The sequence below is a fragment of the Kitasatospora sp. NPDC029312 genome (assembly GCF_055569215.1).
Genome location: NZ_JBVHXY010000018.1, coordinates 14,487 through 29,677, shown reverse-complemented (window position 1 = coordinate 29,677; position 15,191 = coordinate 14,487). Strand labels below are relative to the sequence as shown.

Below are 15,191 nucleotides of genomic sequence, written 5' to 3'. Positions count from 1 at the left end.
TAACCGTGGGCCAAGCGACGTGGGCCATGTGATCGCGGGCGAAGGATCGATCGAAGGAGAGATGAGGATGAGCCTCGGCAACGCCCTGCGCGCCGAACGGATCAAGTTCACCACCCTGCCCTCGCAGTGGGCGGCGCCGCTGACCGCCGTGGTCATCACCGTCGGAGTGACCGCGGCCGTCAACGCCGCGTACGGCGCGAAGGACCACACCCCCGGCGAGGACCCGGCCGGCGGGATCTACTACGGCCTGCTGTTCGGCCACGTCGCCCTGGCCTGCCTCGGAATCCTGCTGATCGGGCAGGAGTTCAACACGCGGATGATCGGCGGCTCGCTCACCGCCGTCCCCCGGCGGAGCCGCCTCTACGGCGCCAAGCTCGCGCTCGGCGGCGGACTCGGGCTGCTGGTGGGACTGGTGTCGACGGCGGGCTGCTTCCTCGCCGTCCGCACAACCGTGGGCTTGGACCTGTCCACCCCGGGCCTCGGCCGCAGCTTCCTGGCCGGCGTGCTCTACCACCCGATGATGGTCCTGCTCTGCCTCGGCCTGACCGCGATGCTCGGCAACTTCACTGCGGCGCTCGGCCTGCTCACTCCGATGGTGTTCCTGGGCACCACCTGGCTGGCCGCGATCCCCGGCGTCCGGGAGGTCGGCCAGTTCCTGCCCGACCGGGCCGGCCTGTACGCGATGCGCACCCAGAGCGAGCCCGGCATCCACTACGGCCACTGGGCAGGATTGCTGATCCTGGCGCTCTGGACGACCACGGCGGCGTACGGCGGGCTGCGGGCGATGCGGCGCTACGAGGGTTCGGGCGGGTAGCGAACGCGGCCGGCCAGGCGAACAGATAACAGGCGACCGCGAACAGATGACAACTAACAGATTTCGAAATCTGTTAGTTGTCATCTGTCACCTGTCATCTGTCCGCCGTCGTCCCTCCGGGGAGCCAGCGCCAGCAGCCAACCGCTCCCCTCCCCCCTTCACCGCAGCGCCGGATGATCCGCGATCACCGTGCAGCTGCCCGGCGCGATCTCCGTGAAGCCGGCGTCCTGGACCACCGGAAGGTCTCTGCGCACCAAGCCCGTCCACGTCTCCGCCGAGGCCGTCCGCACCGCGAGCGCGAACCCGGACTCCGCCCATTCCTTGCGCTGCGCGTCGTCGAGCCGCCACCAGGCGAGCTGGGCGGCGTGCCCGGTCTGCGCCATCGTCTTGCCCGCACTCATCTCCAGCTCCGGGTTGAGCCACAACACCGGCAGCCCCGGCCCGGGCGCGCCGACCTCGGCCGTCTCCTCCAGGTCCGTCCCGGAGACCTGGAGCTTGGCGAGCTCCTTCGGCCAGCCGTCCAGCGGAATCGGCGGGAACACCCGCACCTCCGCCTCCTGTCCCCGCACCGTGATGCCCGGCAGCTCTCCCGCCCGGCGCCACTCGCCGCCGCGGGCCCGCCGGACCACCTTGCGGATCCGGGCGTCCTCCCACGCCGTGACCCGCTCCGCCCACTCGCCGTCCACCTCGGTCACCCTCGGGTCAGCGAGCAGCGTGAGGACAGCCCGCGCCGAGGTCTCCAGCGCGTCCGTCCGCCCCGGCGGCGTGGCCTTCTCCAGCCGGACGACCAGCGGCAGCACGTACTGCGGCCGCGCATCGCGGCCCTCGGCACCGGCGGAGTCCTCAGCACCGGCGGAGTCCCCGGGGGCCAAAGTCTCGTCGGTCGCGGGAGCGGAGGCCGGTGCGTCGAACACCTGAGAGCCGACCGCCGAGGAGTCGGGCGCCGGGGAGTCGGGCGCCGGGGAGTCGTACGGAAAAGTCACCCGTCCAGCATGCCAGCCCCTCGGCACCCGCCCCGGGCCACCCCCGCCCGATTCAGCAGCCGGCGCCCCGGCGACTCAGCGCAGCCGCTGCCGCAGTTCGTCCACCGCTGCCCGGATGCCCGCGCTGTAGGCGTCCTGGGGCAGCGCGTCCAGGCTGCGCACCGCCCGTTCAAGCTGCTCGCGCGCCCGCTCGGGCTCCCCGAGCTTGAGGTGGTCGGAGGCCAGGTTGAGGTGCAGCGAGGGATAGAAGGCGCGCACCTGGTGCGCCGGCTCATAGGTCTCGGCGCGTTCGGCGGACAGCGAGTCGGCAGCCGCGAGGGCCCGCCGGTCCCACTCCAGCTCGGCCCGGGGGTCCTCTTGTAGATCGGCCAGATAGTGCGCCAGCACGCACCGGTGGAGCACGTCCCGCTCGCCGAGCGCCTCCCACAGCGCCTCGAGGCTGGCCCGCGCCTCCGCCGTCCGCCCGCGCTGCGCCGCCTGCACACCGCCCAGTCCGAGCGCGATCCGCGTCAGCGCCGACTCGTCCCCGTCCGGCTCCGCCGAGGACTCACCCGCCCCACCGGAGGAACCGGCACCGCCGACCGCGCCGGCAGGAGCGGAAGCACCGGAAGCAACAGAGGAGCCGAGGGAGCCAGACATACCGGTCACATCAGACGCATCGGACATGCCCGCAGCCTAGCCGCCCGTCCGCCGCCACGCCCGGCTCCCGGGACCGCCCCGAGGACCGCCCCGGAACCGTCCCCGGAGGACCGGCCCGCCGCTCGACGCCCGCTCAGCGCCGGTACCCGCGCTGCGGGTCCCGTTCCTCCGCGTCCTCGTACGTCAGGAACCACCCCTCAGGGTGGGTCGCCGCCAGCAGCACTTCGGTGCGCTGCTCCGCGCCCAGCTCCGGGTCCCCGTCGTCCGGTCCGTACACGCCGAACAGCTCGTCGTGGCAGCCGTCCCAGTCGTAGTCGTACAGGTCGGCCGGCAGATCGCCCATCATGTCGGCCACCGACTCGGGCTGGGAGCCCAGCAGCGTCCGGGCGTCCACCAGCGCCATCCGCAGCGCGAGCTCCTCGGCCAGGCAGCGCGGCAGTGGCCACTCACCGAGCGCGAGGTCCTCGGCCAGGTCGTCGAAGGCCCGGGCCATCGAGCGGCGCCAGCCCCGGTGGAGGCGCCAGGTGCGCTCGGGCAGGCGAGCGAAGACCGTCCAGTCGGCGTCCTCGCCGTCGACCACCGGGTCGTCCCCGTGCTCGTCGAGGTCGTCGTACGCGGCGTCGCCCAGGCCGATCAGCTGGGCGTGCAGCAGGCAGGCGGTGCGCGGGGTGAGCGTCCAGTCGGCGCCCGCGCCGCCGTCCTCGTCCTCGCTGTCGAGCGGGAACAGGTCGGCGAAATCCGGTGTGAAGTCCTCGGTGACGCTGATCTCCAGGGTGCCGCCGATCGCCTCGACGCCCGGGATGACGGCCACCAGCCGGTCGGGGTGCAGCAGCGCCCCGAGCGCCGCGTTGGCGTCCTCGGCCACTTCGCGCAGTAGTTCACGGCGCTGGCCGGCCGGGTCGATGCCCTCGAAGTCCAGGTCCTCGACGGCCCTGATCGCGGCCGCGCGCAGCGCCGGCCAGTCGGTGATCCGCAGGCCCAGCACCACCGTCGCCTCGATCTCCGGCGCGCCGGAGTACTCCGCCGCGCCCGGCCCCTGCGGATGATCGTTTCGCTCGCCCATGGGGCTACGGTACGGCTTTTCGGCCGCCCGATCACCGGTCTGATCCAGCTTCGCGAAGCCTTCTCGGCCACCCCCGGCCGCGCCTGCGTCACTCGGACGCAGGACCCCGGCAGGATGGGCGGTATGGCTGACATCAACGAGTACGGTGGTGGGCAGGGCCCGAACGCCGACGTCATGGTCGTGACCACCAACGACATCCCCGGCTTCCGGGTCGACCAGGTGATCGGCGAGGTGTTCGGTCTGACCGTGCGCAGCCGCCACCTCGGCAGCCAGATCGGCGCCGGACTGAAGTCGCTGATCGGCGGTGAGCTGCGGGGGCTGACGAAGACCCTGGTGGAGAGCCGCAACGAGGCGATGCAGCGCCTGATCGAGCAGACCAAGGCGCGTGGCGGCAACGCGGTGCTGATGATGCGCTTCGACGTGACCGAGGCGGCGGACGTGGGCACCGAGGTCTGCGCCTACGGCACGGCCGCGGTCATCACCCCGATCGCCTGAGGCTGGGAACAGCCGCTGTCCGCCGGATGTTTCACCGGCGTGACTGTTTACGGTGCAACGAACGGTGCCATGCCCAGCGCGCCTGAGCGGCGGGTGGACGTCCTGGTGGTGGGTGCCGGGCAGGCGGGCCTGTCCGCCGCCTATCACCTGCGCCGTCGCGGGTTCGCCCCGTACGGGGAGGGCGTCGAGGGCGGCTTCGTGGTGCTCGACGGCAACGCCTCGCCCGGCGGTGCCTGGGCCCACCGCTCACCGTCCCTGCAGATGGCCACCGTGCACGGTTTCCACGACCTCCCGGACGCCGGGCTTCCGCCGGTCGACCCCGAGGCCCCAGCACGCGAGGTGGTGCCGGGGTACTTCGCGGCGTACGAGGAACGGCACGCGCTCCCGGTCGTGCGCCCGGTCGCCGTCCGCGCGGTGCGCGCCGAGTCGCAGCGTCCCGACTCCCGACTGCTGGTCGAGACCGATCGGGGCACCTGGTCCACCCGCGCGCTGATCAACGCCACCGGCACCTGGACCCGCCCCTTCCTGCCGCACTACCCGGGGCACTTCGCGGGCCGTCAGCTGCACTACGCCGACTACCGCGGCCCCGAGGAGTTCGCCGGCCGGCGCGTCCTGGTGGTGGGCGGCGGCGCCTCGGCGATCCAGGTGCTGTCGGAAGTGGCGGCGGTCGGCGAGACCGTCTGGGCCACCCGCTCCGAGCCCGTCTACCACGACGGCCCGTTCACTCCCGAGTACGGGCGTGCGGTGGTCGCCAAGGTCGAGGAGCGGGTCCGCCTGGGGCTGCCGGTGTCCAGCGTGGTGAGCGTGACCGGCCTCGGCCCCTCCGTCGCCTACCGGCGCGCCGAGGAGCTGGGCGCCCTGCACCGCCGGCCGATGTTCGACCGGCTCACCGAGCGCGGGGTCGCCTGGGGCGACCAGGAGCTGGCGGTGGACGCGATCGTGTGGGCGACCGGCTTCCGGCCGGAGGTCGGCCACCTCGCCCCGCTCGGCCTGCGCTCCCCCGGCGGCGGCATCGCCCTCACCGGCACCCGTGCCACCGCTGACCCGCGCGTCCACCTGGTCGGCTACGGCCCGTCGGCCAGCACCGTCGGCGCCAACCGGGCCGGGCGCGCTGCCGTCAACGACCTGGTGAAGCTGCTCGGGGACCCGGCGAGGGAGCCCGGGAGCGTGCCGACGCAGGCCGGGCCGGTGCCGACGGGCGCCGGGAGGGCGCCCGAGAGAGTGGCCGCCGTCGTCTGACGTTCCGCCGTCCGACATGCCGCCGTTCGACGTTCCGCCGTCCGACATACCGCCGCTTGACGTTCCGCTGCCTGAGCCGCCGCCGTCTGAGTCGCCGCCGTCCGATCCTGGCCGTCCGAGAGGTCTCAGCGGTCGTAGTCGACCGTCACCCGATCGGTGAGCGGACGGGCCTGGCAGGTGAGGACGTAGCCGGCCGCCAGCTCCTTCTCCTCCAGCGCGAAGTTGCGGCGCATCTCCACCTCGCCCTCGGTGACCAGGGCACGGCAGGTGCCGCAGACCCCGCCCTTGCAGGCGAAGGGCAGGTCGGGGCGGGAGCGCTGGGCGCCGTCCAGGATCGAACGGTCGCGCGGGAGGGTGAGAGTGCTGCCGCGGCCGTCGAGGACGACGGTGACCTCGCTGCGCTCGCCGCTGCCCCCCTCGGCATCGCCGTCCGCGCGTTCCCAGTCCTCGTCGCGCTCGGCGAGCGGCTCGTCCTCGGCGTGGAACAGCTCCTGGTGCACCCGCTCGCCGGGCACCCGCATCTCGGCGAGCAGTTCCTTCGCGCCCGCGACCATCCCGAACGGCCCGCACAGCCACCAGTGCCCGACGCTGCCGACGTCCACCAGCGCCGTGAGCAGCGCCCGCACCCGCTCCGGGTCCAGCCGGCCGCTGAGCAGTTCGGCGTCTCTGGTCTCCCGGGAGAGTACGTGGACCAGCTGGAACCGGCCGAGGTAGCGGTCCTTCAGATCGGCCAGCTCGTCCGCGAACATCACGGTGTCGCTACGCCGGTTGCCGTAGAGCAGGGTGACGGTGGAGCGGCGGTCGGCGGCCAGCACGGAGGCGGCGATCGACAGCATCGGGGTGATGCCGGAGCCGGCCGCGAGCAGCACGTGGTCGGCGGGGACGCCGAGCTCGGGGGTGAACAGACCGGACGGGGTGAGGACCTCCACCTCCTCGCCGGGCCGGGCTTCGCGCACCAACCAGCGGGAGAACAGCCCGCCGGGCACCTCCCGAACGGCGATCCGCAGCGGGCCGCCGACGGGGGCGCAGATCGAGTACGAGCGGCGCTCGTCGACGCCGTCCACCACCTTGCGCAGGGTCAGGGCCTGCCCGGGCCGGAAGGCGAAGTCGGCGGCCAGGTCCTCCGGCACCTCGAAGGTCACCGCCACGGCGTCGTCGCAGAGCCGCTCCACCCGGTCGATCCGCAGCCGGTGGAAGGTCGGGCGGCGGGCGGGTCGCACGGCGTTCGCGGTGTCCGTGCCGTCCGTGTCGTTCGCGCCGTTCACACCGGACGGGGACGTCGCGGAGGCCGCGGACGCTGCGGACGCTGCGGCGGGAGAGGCGGCGGGCATTCAGATCTCCTTGACACGTTCGAAGGGCTCACGGCAGGCGCGGCAGCGCCAGAGCGCCTTGCAGGCGGTGGAGCCGAAGCGGGACAGCTCCTCCGTGTCGGTGCCGCCGCACTGCGGGCAGGGCACAGGGGCGGCGGAGCCACTGGCGCGGGTGGGCCCGAGGGTGAGCGGGACGGGGCCGTCGGCGGCGACCGCCGAGGTGGGGCGCGGCGGCGCGATGCCGGCCTCGGCGAGCTTGCGCCGGCCCTCTGCGGTGATCAGGTCGGTGGACCACGGCGGGTCCAGCCGCAGCCGTACCCGGACGTCCGGGTACCCGGCCGCGCGCAGTCGGCGGTCCACGTCCGCGGCCATCTCGGCGACCGCCGGGCAGCCGGAGTAGGTCGGGGTCAGCCAGGCGGTCACCGCGCCGTCGGCGCCGTCCACCTCGACGTCGGCCAACACGCCCAGGTCCGCCAGGGTGAGCATGGGAAGCTCCGGGTCCGGGACGGCCGCGGCGACCGACCAGGCCAGGTCGCGGGTGGTCACGGTGTCGGTCACCACGTCGCCCCCGGGTGTGCGCGGGCCACCACCTGCAGTTCGGCCAGCAGCGGGCCGAGCGCCTCGGTGTGCACGCCGTCCCGGCCGGCCCGGCCGAGCACGGTGGCCAGCGGCGGGACGTCCGGCACGGTCAGCCCGGCCTCGGCGATGACGGCGCCGAGCGAGCGCAGCACGGGTTCGCGCAGCCGCGCCGGGTCGACGCCGACCCGCAGCTCCACCGGGTGGCCGGTGAACAGTTCCTCCAACAGCGGCCAGACCGCGTCCAGCCCGGCCTGCATCCGCTCCGCCGAGTGCGGCGTGCCGTCGCCGAGCCGCAACGTCCAGGCGGTGGCGTACTCGCGGTGGTAGGCCAGTTCCTTGACGCCCCGGGCGGCGACCGCGGCCAGTACCGGGTCCGGGTGCGCGCTCAACGCCTCGTACAGGGCGCCGCGGGCGGTGGCGAACAGCAGCAGCCGGGCGACGGAGTACGCGAAGTCGCCGTTCGGGATCTCCACCAGGCGGACGTTGCGGAACTCGTGCTCCTCCCGCCAGTACGCCAGGTCGTCCTCGCTACGGCCGGATCCGTCCGCCTGACCGGCTCGGGTGAGCAGCAGCCGGGCCTGGCCGAGCAGGTCGAGGCCGAGGTTGGCGAGCGCGACCTCCTCCTCCAGCTCGGGCGCCCGGGTGCACCACTCGATCAGCCGCTGGGCGAGGATCAGGGCGTCGTCGCCGAGCATCTGGCAGTAGGCGGCGAGGTCGGCGCCGTCCAGACCGGCGGGCAGCGCGGTGTCTACGCCGAGCAGCGGATCGGCGAAGCCCGTTCCGTAGGCCCAGCGGCCCTCACCCTCGGGGCCGGGCGTGGCGTCGGTGAGGCTGAGGTAGACGTGGTCGTCCTCGGTGGACGTGGTGTGGTCGTGCACGGTGGCTCCCCCGTCAGATGTGCGGGACACCCTCGGGGATGTCGTAGAAGGTCGGGTGGCGGTAGACCTTGTCGCCGCTGGGCTCGAAGAACGGGTCGCGCTCGTCCGGGGTGGAGGCGGTGATCGCGTCCGAGCGGACCACCCAGAGGCTGACGCCCTCGTTGCGGCGGGTGTACAGGTCGCGGGCGGCGAGCAGCGCCATCCGGTCGTCGGACGCGTGCAGCGAGCCGACGTGGACGTGGTTCAGGCCGCGCCGGGGGCGCACGAACACCTCGTACAACGGCCAGCCGGCCCTGGACTCGGCGGTGGGCCCTGCCGTGGGCTCTCCGGTGGGCCCGGGCGCGGGCTCTGCCATGGGTACTGCCGGGGACGCGGCCTTGGGCTCGGTCACTTTCCGTTCTCCTGTTCGGTGCGCTGCTCGGCGGCGCGCTTGGCGGCGTAGGCGACGGCCGCCTCGCGCACCCAGGCGCCGTCCTCATGGGCGGCCCGCCGGCGGTCGATCCGCTGGGCGTTGCAAGGGCCCTGGCCGTGGATGACCCTGGTCAGCTCAGACCAGTCCGGCTCGCCGAAGTCCCAGCCGCCGCGCTCCTCGTTCCAGCGCAGCTCGGGGTCGGGGAGGGTGACGCCCAGGTGCTCGGCCTGCGGGACGGTCATGTCGACGAAGCGCTGCCGCAGCTCGTCGTTGGTGTGGCGCTTGATCCGCCAGGCCATCGAGCGGGCGGTGTTCGGCGAGTCGGCGTCCGGGGGGCCGAACATCATCAGCGACGGCCACCACCAGCGGTCGACGGCGTCCTGGACCATCCGGCGCTGGGCCTCGGTGCCGCGCATCAGGGTCATCAGGAGCTCGTAGCCCTGACGCTGGTGGAAGGACTCCTCCTTGCAGATCCGCACCATCGCGCGGGCGTAGGGGCCGTAGCTGCAGCGGCACAGCGGGACCTGGTTGCAGATCGCGGCGCCGTCCACCAGCCAGCCGATCACGCCGACATCGGCGAAGGTGAGGGTGGGGTAGTTGAAGATCGAGGAGTACTTCTGGCGGCCGTTGATCAGCTTCTCGGTGAGCTCGGCACGGTCGACGCCGAGGGTCTCGGCGGCGGCGTAGAGGTAGAGGCCGTGGCCGGCCTCGTCCTGGGCCTTGGCGAGCAGGATGGCCTTGCGGCGCAGCGAGGGCGCGCGGGTGAGCCAGTTGCCTTCGGGCTGCATGCCGATGATCTCGGAGTGGGCGTGCTGGGCGATCTGGCGGATCAGGGTGGCCCGGTAGGCGTCGGGCATCCAGTCCCTGGGCTCGATCCGCTGCTCGGCGGAGATCACCGCCTCGAAGCGGTCCTCCGGCGTCTGCGCGGGGATCGCCTCGGTCGCCTCTGTTGTCACCACGGTCCCCTCTCGTGTTCCCGCTCTGCTGTCCCGCCCTGGCGGCTGTCCCGCCCTGGCTCCGGGCGCCAACCGACTGACCGTTCGGTCGGTACCATTCTGCGGGGCGGGGCGCAGGGATGGCAAGGGATGAGCGGACCACGCCCATATGCCCGCGCGGGTAACAGATAACAGAGAACAGCTGACAGAATCTGAATTCTGTCAGCTGTTCTCTGTTATCTGTTAGCTGTCAGCTGCGATCGGCGGTCTCCCTGCCATCAGCGCTTCCCGTGAGGCTCCGCAGCTCATCCCTCCACGCGGTCCCGCAGCCGCGGCAGCGGCACCGCGAGCAACGCCGCGAGCAGGGCGATCCGCGGAGCGAGCTGGTCCAGCCGGATGTACTCGTGCCGGGCGTGGGCGCCGGCGCCCACCGCGCCGAAACCGTCCAGCGTGGGCAGGCCGCGCGAGCCCGGCAGATTGGTGTCACCGGCCCCGCCCGCCGGGGCACCGTCCAGCTGCTGCCCGAGCACCGCGGCGAGTGAACGCACGTGCCGCAGCAGCGGATTGCCGGTCCGCTCCGGCCAGGCCGGGCGGCTGGACAGCACCTCCGTCCGCACCCGGGCACCCGGGCGCAGCGCGGTCAGCCGGGCGAGGTTGTCCAGCGTACGGCGCTGGGCTTCGGCGGTGGCGAACCGCAGTCCGAGCTCCGCCTCGGCCCGGCCGGCCACCACGTTCGCCCGCGAACCGCCGCTGATCCGGCCGGCGTTGAGCTCGGTGCCGGGCTGTCCCGTGAGGCCGCGGACGAGCACCAGCTGGTCGACGAGCTCGTCCACGGCCGACACCCCGTCGTGGGCGTCGTTGCCCGCGTGGGCCTCCCGCCCGGTCACGGTGAGCCGGACCCGGGTGCTGCCGCGCCGCGCGGTCTTCAGCCGGCCGTCCGGATGCGGCGGCTCCAGGCCCAGCACCGCCGCTGCCCCGCGCAGTTGGCGCTCGACCAGGCGGCGCCCGTCCGGACTGCCGACCTCCTCGTCGGAGACCACGACCAGCCGCACGGTGCGGTGCGGCCGCTCCCCGAGGTCCGCGAGCAGTGCCAACGCGCCTTCCAGTACGGCGAGTCCGCCCTTCATGTCGACCACGCCGGGTCCGGTGAGGCGCCCGTCCTGCTCGGCCACCGGCCAGTCGGCCAAGGTGCCGGCCGGCCAGACGGTGTCGTGGTGGCCGACGATCAGCAGGTGCGGCAGGGTCTCGTCCCGCCCCTGCCACTCCAGCACGAGGTGGTCACCGGCCGGCCCGGGTTCGCGGCGTGCGATGGCCCCGGTGGCTCGGAAGCCGGCCGCCAACTCCTCGGCCAGTGCGTCGAGTCTGGGCGCGTCCCCACTCGGCGACTCGATTCGGGCCAGGTCGGCGCAGCGCCGCCGGACGGCACCGGCGAGGGTGCGGGCGCGGGCACTGAGTGCCTGCGGCAGGCCGGGCAGCGCCGCGGTCGCGGCAGCGGACCCCGCGGTGGCGGTGGCGGAAGTGGGGGTGGCGGACGTGGCGGTGGCGGGAGTCGGGGTTGCGGCAGCGGCGGCGACGGCCTCGGCGCCCGTGGAGGCCGGAACGGTCCGCGGTACGCGCTCGGGTTCGGCGGCGGCAGCCGGCGCGTTCGCCGACCCGACGATCTGGGGACTCAACGCTCGCCTCCGCGGCCGCCGCCGGTATTCAGCGGACGCACCGGCCGACCGCTCCCGCCCGGGTACCAGGCCCGTGCGGACCGCACCGGTCGGCCGGGGTGGTGGGCGGCCGGTCGGAACGGCCCGTCTGGCCCAAGTGCGGTGGAACGGCTGGGCGGCGTGCCTGGCATTGTGTCCTCCTCGGTCAATCCGGTGCCCCGGTACGCCCGGAGCCCCGTACACATCGGCTTCCTGGAGTCGGGCGCAGAGGCCGGACCGCCGCAGGGAAGCCGAGATGTGAGCCTAGAAGAACCATTCGGTTTCCTGCGAGGTGGCCCTGCTCCCAGCGTGCCGGTACCGGCCCCGGCCTGGGACACCCGTCGGACAACGGCGGCGGACGCTCGGCACTCGGGCCCGAATCGGCGCGCGGGCGCGGTCGCCGGATCGCGCCCATCTCCACCATGGACCCGCCGCCCGGGTTCGGCAGCGCAAACGGCCAAGGCACGGCAATTCCACGCCGGATGGGTGACAGCGGCTCAGCGGGCGGTACGAACCGGGGGCACGCGACGGCTCAGGGAAGCCCGTGCCGCCGCCGGGCCCGGCGTCCGGGGAACGTGCGTGTGAACACCGTCCGACGCTGCGCCCCGCCCCGCCCTCGCGCGCGCCTGCTGTCAGACGCCGTCCGCGACCAGTCCGGTGTCCCGCGCGAGCAGCGCGGCCTGGACGCGGTTGCCGACGCCGAGCGCGGTCAGGATCCGGCTGACGTGCGCCTTGACGGTGCTCTCCCGCATGTCCAACGCGCCCGCGATCTCGGCGTTGGACAGCCCGTCGGCGAGTTCGCGGAGCACGTCGGTCTCGCGCGGGGTGAGCCCGGCGATCCGGGTGCGGGCGGTGACCGACCGGGATGCGCCGACGCGGTGGTACCGGTTGATCAGGCGTCGCGCGGCTGCCGGGTGCAGCATTCCCTCGCCGCCGGCGACCACGTGGACGGCCCGGGCGATCTCGGCGGGCGGAGTGTCCTTGAGCAGGAAGCCGTCGGCCCCGGCGGCGAGCGCCCGGTACACGTACTCGTCCAGATCGAAGGCGGTGAGTGCGATGACCCGCGGGCCGTCGGGCAGTTCGCGCAGCAGCCGGGTGGCGGCGATGCCGTCGAGTCTGGGCATCCGGATGTCCATCAGCGCGACGTCGATCCGCCGGCCGCGGGCCAGCTCCACGGCTTGCAGCCCGTCGGCGGCCTCGGCGACCACGGCCAGGGCCGGGTCCTGGGCGAGGAGGCCGACCAGGCCGAGACGCACCAGCGCGTCGTCGTCGACCACCATCGTGCGGATCATGTGGAGTCCTTGGGCTGGAGGGTCGGTGGCGGGAGGGGCGGTCGCTGCGGCGGCGGGTCGGCGCGCAGGGCACCGAGGACGTCACGCAGGTCGTCGAGCGAGCGGACAGCGGTGGTGCGCAGCAGTTCCAGGCGATGGGTGAGCCGCTGCGGATCGGCGGCGACGGTCGCAGCCCGCGCCTGGACGCGCAGCACGCCGGCGTGCAGCACTCTGGCGTGCAGCACCAGCAGGCTGAGACGGTGGGCCGGCACGTCGTGCATCTCCCTGGAGACGCGGGCGCGTTCGGAGGCTCTCTCCTGTTCGGCGCGAAACTCCCGTTCGCGGCGAAGGGTTTCGACCTGTTCGTGCCGGGCACCGATCAACACGAGCAGCAGCAGGGCGTCGACCGGGGGACGGCGGTCGGAGCCGAACCAGTCGAGCGCCTGTACGCATCGCCCCCTTCCCTCCCGCCTGGACCGGCCTTCAGCCTGTCGGCACGTCCGCCGGTACCTCCGCCAGCCCGCCGGTCCGTCGGCACGTCCGTCGGGCCGCCGGTCCGTCACCCACCGGTCCGCTCGATGCTAGGTCGGGCGGTGGGATGGCGCCCCCCCTTCTTCCGGCCAACCGCACCGTCGACTTTGGTCAGGGGGGCGCCGCTCCGCGGCCGATTCCGGGCTGTCGGGGCCCGCCTAGCGTCGACGGCATGACGAACGGGCAGCTCCAGCACCACCCGACTCCCTTCTCGCACGGTGTGGTTCGCACACCGCACCCGGTTCGCCGTCCGGCGCCGACCGCCGGCTGTTCCTCGCCGAGGCGCTGCGCGCCTTCCATGACACCGGCGCGCTGGCACCGAGCGGCACCGAGTCGGTGAACGCACCGGTGGCGCCGACGACCAGCCGCCCGAACCGGCCGATCTCGGTGCTGGAGGTCGGCCGTGTGCGGACCGGGCGAGCGCACGGTGTGGCGCAACCTCCCGCCCGCGCGGGCCCACCTCCTGCGCTCGCCGGGCGGCCGGGAGCGCTGGGCTCCGCCGGCGGCGAGCGTCCTCGCCCGAACAGATGACAATCGACAACTTTCAGATTTCAGATAACAGACGACAGCGAACAGTTTTTGAATTCTGTTCGCTGTCGTGCCATAGTTGAGACCCGGGTCACACCGCCCGCGCCGTTCGGCGCCGTACACCTGCCCCTGGAGCACCCATGGCTTCGACCACCCGTCGCGCGCAGCGCGCGCTCGGCACCTCCGGGCCCGTCACCTCCGCGCTCGGCCTCGGCTGCATGGGCATGTCCGACCTGTACGGGCCGGCCGACGAGAGCGAGAGCATCGCCACCATCCACGCCGCCCTGGACGCCGGGATCACCCTCCTCGACACCGGCGACTTCTACGGCATGGGCCACAACGAGCTGCTGATCCACGAGGCGCTGCGCGGCCGTGACCGCGAGAGCGTGCAGATCAGCGTGAAGTTCGGCGCCCAGCGCGACCCGAACGGCCAGTGGCTCGGCTACGACGCGAGCCCGGCGGCCACCAAGACCGCGCTCGCCTACACCCTGCGCCGCCTGCGCACCGACCACGTCGACATCTACCGACCGGCCCGCCTCGACCCGAAGGTCCCGATCGAGGAGACCGTCGGGGCCATCGCCGACCTGGTGAAGGCCGGCCACGTCCGCCACATCGGGCTGTCCGAGGTCGGCGCCGAGACCCTGCGCCGCGCCGCCGCCGTCCACCCGATCAGCGACCTCCAGATCGAGTACTCGCTGCTCTCCCGTGCCATCGAGGCCACCGTGCTGCCGGCCGCCCGCGAACTCGGCATCGGCATCACCGCGTACGGCGTGCTCTCCCGCGGTCTGCTCAGCGGCCACTGGAACCAGGACCGCCCGCTCGCCGGGACGGACTTCCGCGGCCACAGCCCACGCTTCCGGGGCGAGAACCTGACCCACAACCTCACGCTCGTCGAGGCGCTGCGCCGGGTCGCCACCGCCAAGGGCGCGAGTGTCGCCCAGGTCGCCATCGCCTGGGTCGCCTCGCGCGGGCAGGACGTCGTCCCGCTGGTCGGCGCCCGCCGCCGGGACCGCCTGACCGAGGCGCTCGGCGCGCAGGACGTCGCGCTGACGGCGGAGGACCTCGCCGCCATCGAGGCGGCCGTCCCCGCCGGAGCCGCCGCCGGCGACCGGTACGCTGCCGCGCAGATGGCGAACCTGGACAGCGAGCGCTGACCGGCACAGCCCTTCGCACCACCCCTGAGCACCACTCGACCGCACGACCGCACGACCCTAAGGACGGCCCTCCCCGTGACCACGGACACCGCACTCACCGCCGAACAGATCCTGATCGCGGCGGAGGAAGTCCTCCGGCGGTTCGGCCCGGCCAAGGCCACCGTCGTGGACGTCTCCCGCGAACTCGGCGTCAGCCACAGCAGCGTCTACCGGCACTTCCCCAGCAAGGCCGCCCTGCGCGAGGCGGTCACCCAGCGCTGGCTCGACCAGGCGCACCACGAGCTGGCGACGATCTCGATCGACGCCGGCGGCGCCGCCGAGCGCCTCAAGCGCTGGCTGACCGCGCTGTTCGCGGCCAAGCGGAAGAAGGCGCTCGACGACCCGGAGCTGTTCGCCACCTACATGGTGCTGGTCGAGGAGAACAGCGGCACCGTGGCGGCGCACATCGACACCCTGGTCCAGCAGATCGCGCAGATCGTCCAGGACGGCATGGACGGCAAGGAGTTCAAGCTCGCCCACGTCCTCACCACCTCCCGCGCCGTCTTCGATGCCACCGCGCCCTTCCACGACCCGGCCTACGCGGCCACCTGGTCCGAGCCGACCGCCGACGAGCGCTTCGCGGCCGTCTGGAAGCTGGTTCTCGGCGGCCTGAAGGCCAAGTGACCCACG

16 protein-coding genes are annotated in these 15,191 nt (G+C 73.5%); 5 read left to right on the top strand and 11 right to left on the bottom strand.

What is annotated here, in order from left to right; translation table 11 throughout:
* Positions 1–67: 67 nt before the first annotated feature.
* Positions 68–814 (top strand): hypothetical protein, encoded by a 747-nt coding sequence (locus ACZ4WV_RS16895; RefSeq protein WP_465747301.1) that lies wholly within the window; start codon positions 68–70, stop codon positions 812–814.
* A gap of 158 nt (positions 815–972) precedes the next feature.
* Here ACZ4WV_RS16895 and ACZ4WV_RS16890 read toward each other — a convergent pair whose 3' ends face one another.
* The 3 genes from ACZ4WV_RS16890 to ACZ4WV_RS16880 all read right to left on the bottom strand — a co-directional run bounded on the left by ACZ4WV_RS16890 (position 973) and on the right by ACZ4WV_RS16880 (position 3,499).
* Complete coding sequence (locus tag ACZ4WV_RS16890) at positions 973–1,686, bottom strand: aminoacyl-tRNA hydrolase (RefSeq protein WP_465747482.1); 714 nt, start codon at positions 1,684–1,686, stop codon at positions 973–975.
* 186 nt (positions 1,687–1,872) lie between these two features.
* The gene (locus ACZ4WV_RS16885; RefSeq protein ID WP_465747299.1) at positions 1,873–2,436 is read right to left on the bottom strand and encodes a hypothetical protein; all 564 of its coding nucleotides are present in this window, start codon (positions 2,434–2,436) and stop codon (positions 1,873–1,875) included.
* Between the two features lie 133 nt (positions 2,437–2,569).
* Complete coding sequence (locus tag ACZ4WV_RS16880; protein ID WP_465747297.1) at positions 2,570–3,499, bottom strand: hypothetical protein; 930 nt, start codon at positions 3,497–3,499, stop codon at positions 2,570–2,572.
* Between the two features lie 123 nt (positions 3,500–3,622).
* On the opposite strand from ACZ4WV_RS16880, the gene ACZ4WV_RS16875 reads away from it, so the two are divergent.
* Positions 3,623–3,994, top strand: a complete 372-nt coding sequence (locus ACZ4WV_RS16875; protein ID WP_465747296.1) for a YbjQ family protein — start codon at positions 3,623–3,625, stop codon at positions 3,992–3,994.
* Between the two features lie 69 nt (positions 3,995–4,063).
* Complete coding sequence (locus ACZ4WV_RS16870) at positions 4,064–5,233, top strand: NAD(P)-binding domain-containing protein (RefSeq protein WP_465747294.1); 1,170 nt, start codon at positions 4,064–4,066, stop codon at positions 5,231–5,233.
* A gap of 125 nt (positions 5,234–5,358) precedes the next feature.
* On the opposite strand, the gene paaE is transcribed toward ACZ4WV_RS16870, so the two are convergent.
* The 8 genes from paaE to ACZ4WV_RS16830 all read right to left on the bottom strand — a co-directional run bounded on the left by paaE (position 5,359) and on the right by ACZ4WV_RS16830 (position 12,590).
* Positions 5,359–6,564 (bottom strand): 1,2-phenylacetyl-CoA epoxidase subunit PaaE, encoded by a 1,206-nt coding sequence (gene paaE, locus ACZ4WV_RS16865; RefSeq protein ID WP_465747293.1) that lies wholly within the window; start codon positions 6,562–6,564, stop codon positions 5,359–5,361.
* Positions 6,565–7,104, bottom strand: coding sequence for a 1,2-phenylacetyl-CoA epoxidase subunit PaaD (paaD, locus tag ACZ4WV_RS16860; protein WP_465747291.1), 540 nt, complete (start codon positions 7,102–7,104; stop codon positions 6,565–6,567). It lies immediately after the preceding gene.
* Positions 7,098–8,000: a 1,2-phenylacetyl-CoA epoxidase subunit PaaC gene (gene paaC, locus ACZ4WV_RS16855; protein WP_465747289.1), complete on the bottom strand. Its 903-nt coding sequence runs from the start codon at positions 7,998–8,000 to the stop codon at positions 7,098–7,100. Before paaC ends, paaD begins: the two co-directional genes overlap by 7 nt.
* A 13-nt stretch (positions 8,001–8,013) precedes the next feature.
* Complete coding sequence (gene paaB / locus ACZ4WV_RS16850; RefSeq protein WP_465747287.1) at positions 8,014–8,355, bottom strand: 1,2-phenylacetyl-CoA epoxidase subunit PaaB; 342 nt, start codon at positions 8,353–8,355, stop codon at positions 8,014–8,016.
* A 32-nt stretch (positions 8,356–8,387) separates the two neighbouring features.
* Complete coding sequence (gene paaA, locus ACZ4WV_RS16845) at positions 8,388–9,371, bottom strand: 1,2-phenylacetyl-CoA epoxidase subunit PaaA (protein ID WP_465747285.1); 984 nt, start codon at positions 9,369–9,371, stop codon at positions 8,388–8,390.
* Positions 9,372–9,652: 281 nt separating this feature from the next.
* Positions 9,653–11,020 (bottom strand): M20 family metallopeptidase, encoded by a 1,368-nt coding sequence (locus ACZ4WV_RS16840; protein WP_465747283.1) that lies wholly within the window; start codon positions 11,018–11,020, stop codon positions 9,653–9,655.
* A 650-nt stretch (positions 11,021–11,670) separates the two neighbouring features.
* Positions 11,671–12,330: a response regulator gene (locus tag ACZ4WV_RS16835; protein WP_465747281.1), complete on the bottom strand. Its 660-nt coding sequence runs from the start codon at positions 12,328–12,330 to the stop codon at positions 11,671–11,673.
* The gene (locus tag ACZ4WV_RS16830; protein ID WP_465747279.1) at positions 12,327–12,590 is read right to left on the bottom strand and encodes a hypothetical protein; all 264 of its coding nucleotides are present in this window, start codon (positions 12,588–12,590) and stop codon (positions 12,327–12,329) included. The genes ACZ4WV_RS16835 and ACZ4WV_RS16830 overlap by 4 nt, the downstream gene beginning before the upstream one ends.
* A gap of 918 nt (positions 12,591–13,508) precedes the next feature.
* Here ACZ4WV_RS16830 and ACZ4WV_RS16825 point away from each other — a divergent pair.
* The gene (locus ACZ4WV_RS16825) at positions 13,509–14,522 is read left to right on the top strand and encodes an aldo/keto reductase (RefSeq protein WP_465747277.1); all 1,014 of its coding nucleotides are present in this window, start codon (positions 13,509–13,511) and stop codon (positions 14,520–14,522) included.
* Positions 14,523–14,597: 75 nt separating this feature from the next.
* Positions 14,598–15,185 carry a TetR/AcrR family transcriptional regulator gene (locus ACZ4WV_RS16820; RefSeq protein WP_465747275.1) on the top strand — a complete coding sequence of 196 codons (588 nt, stop codon included), beginning with the start codon at positions 14,598–14,600 and terminating at the stop codon, positions 15,183–15,185.
* Positions 15,186–15,191: the final 6 nt, after the last annotated feature.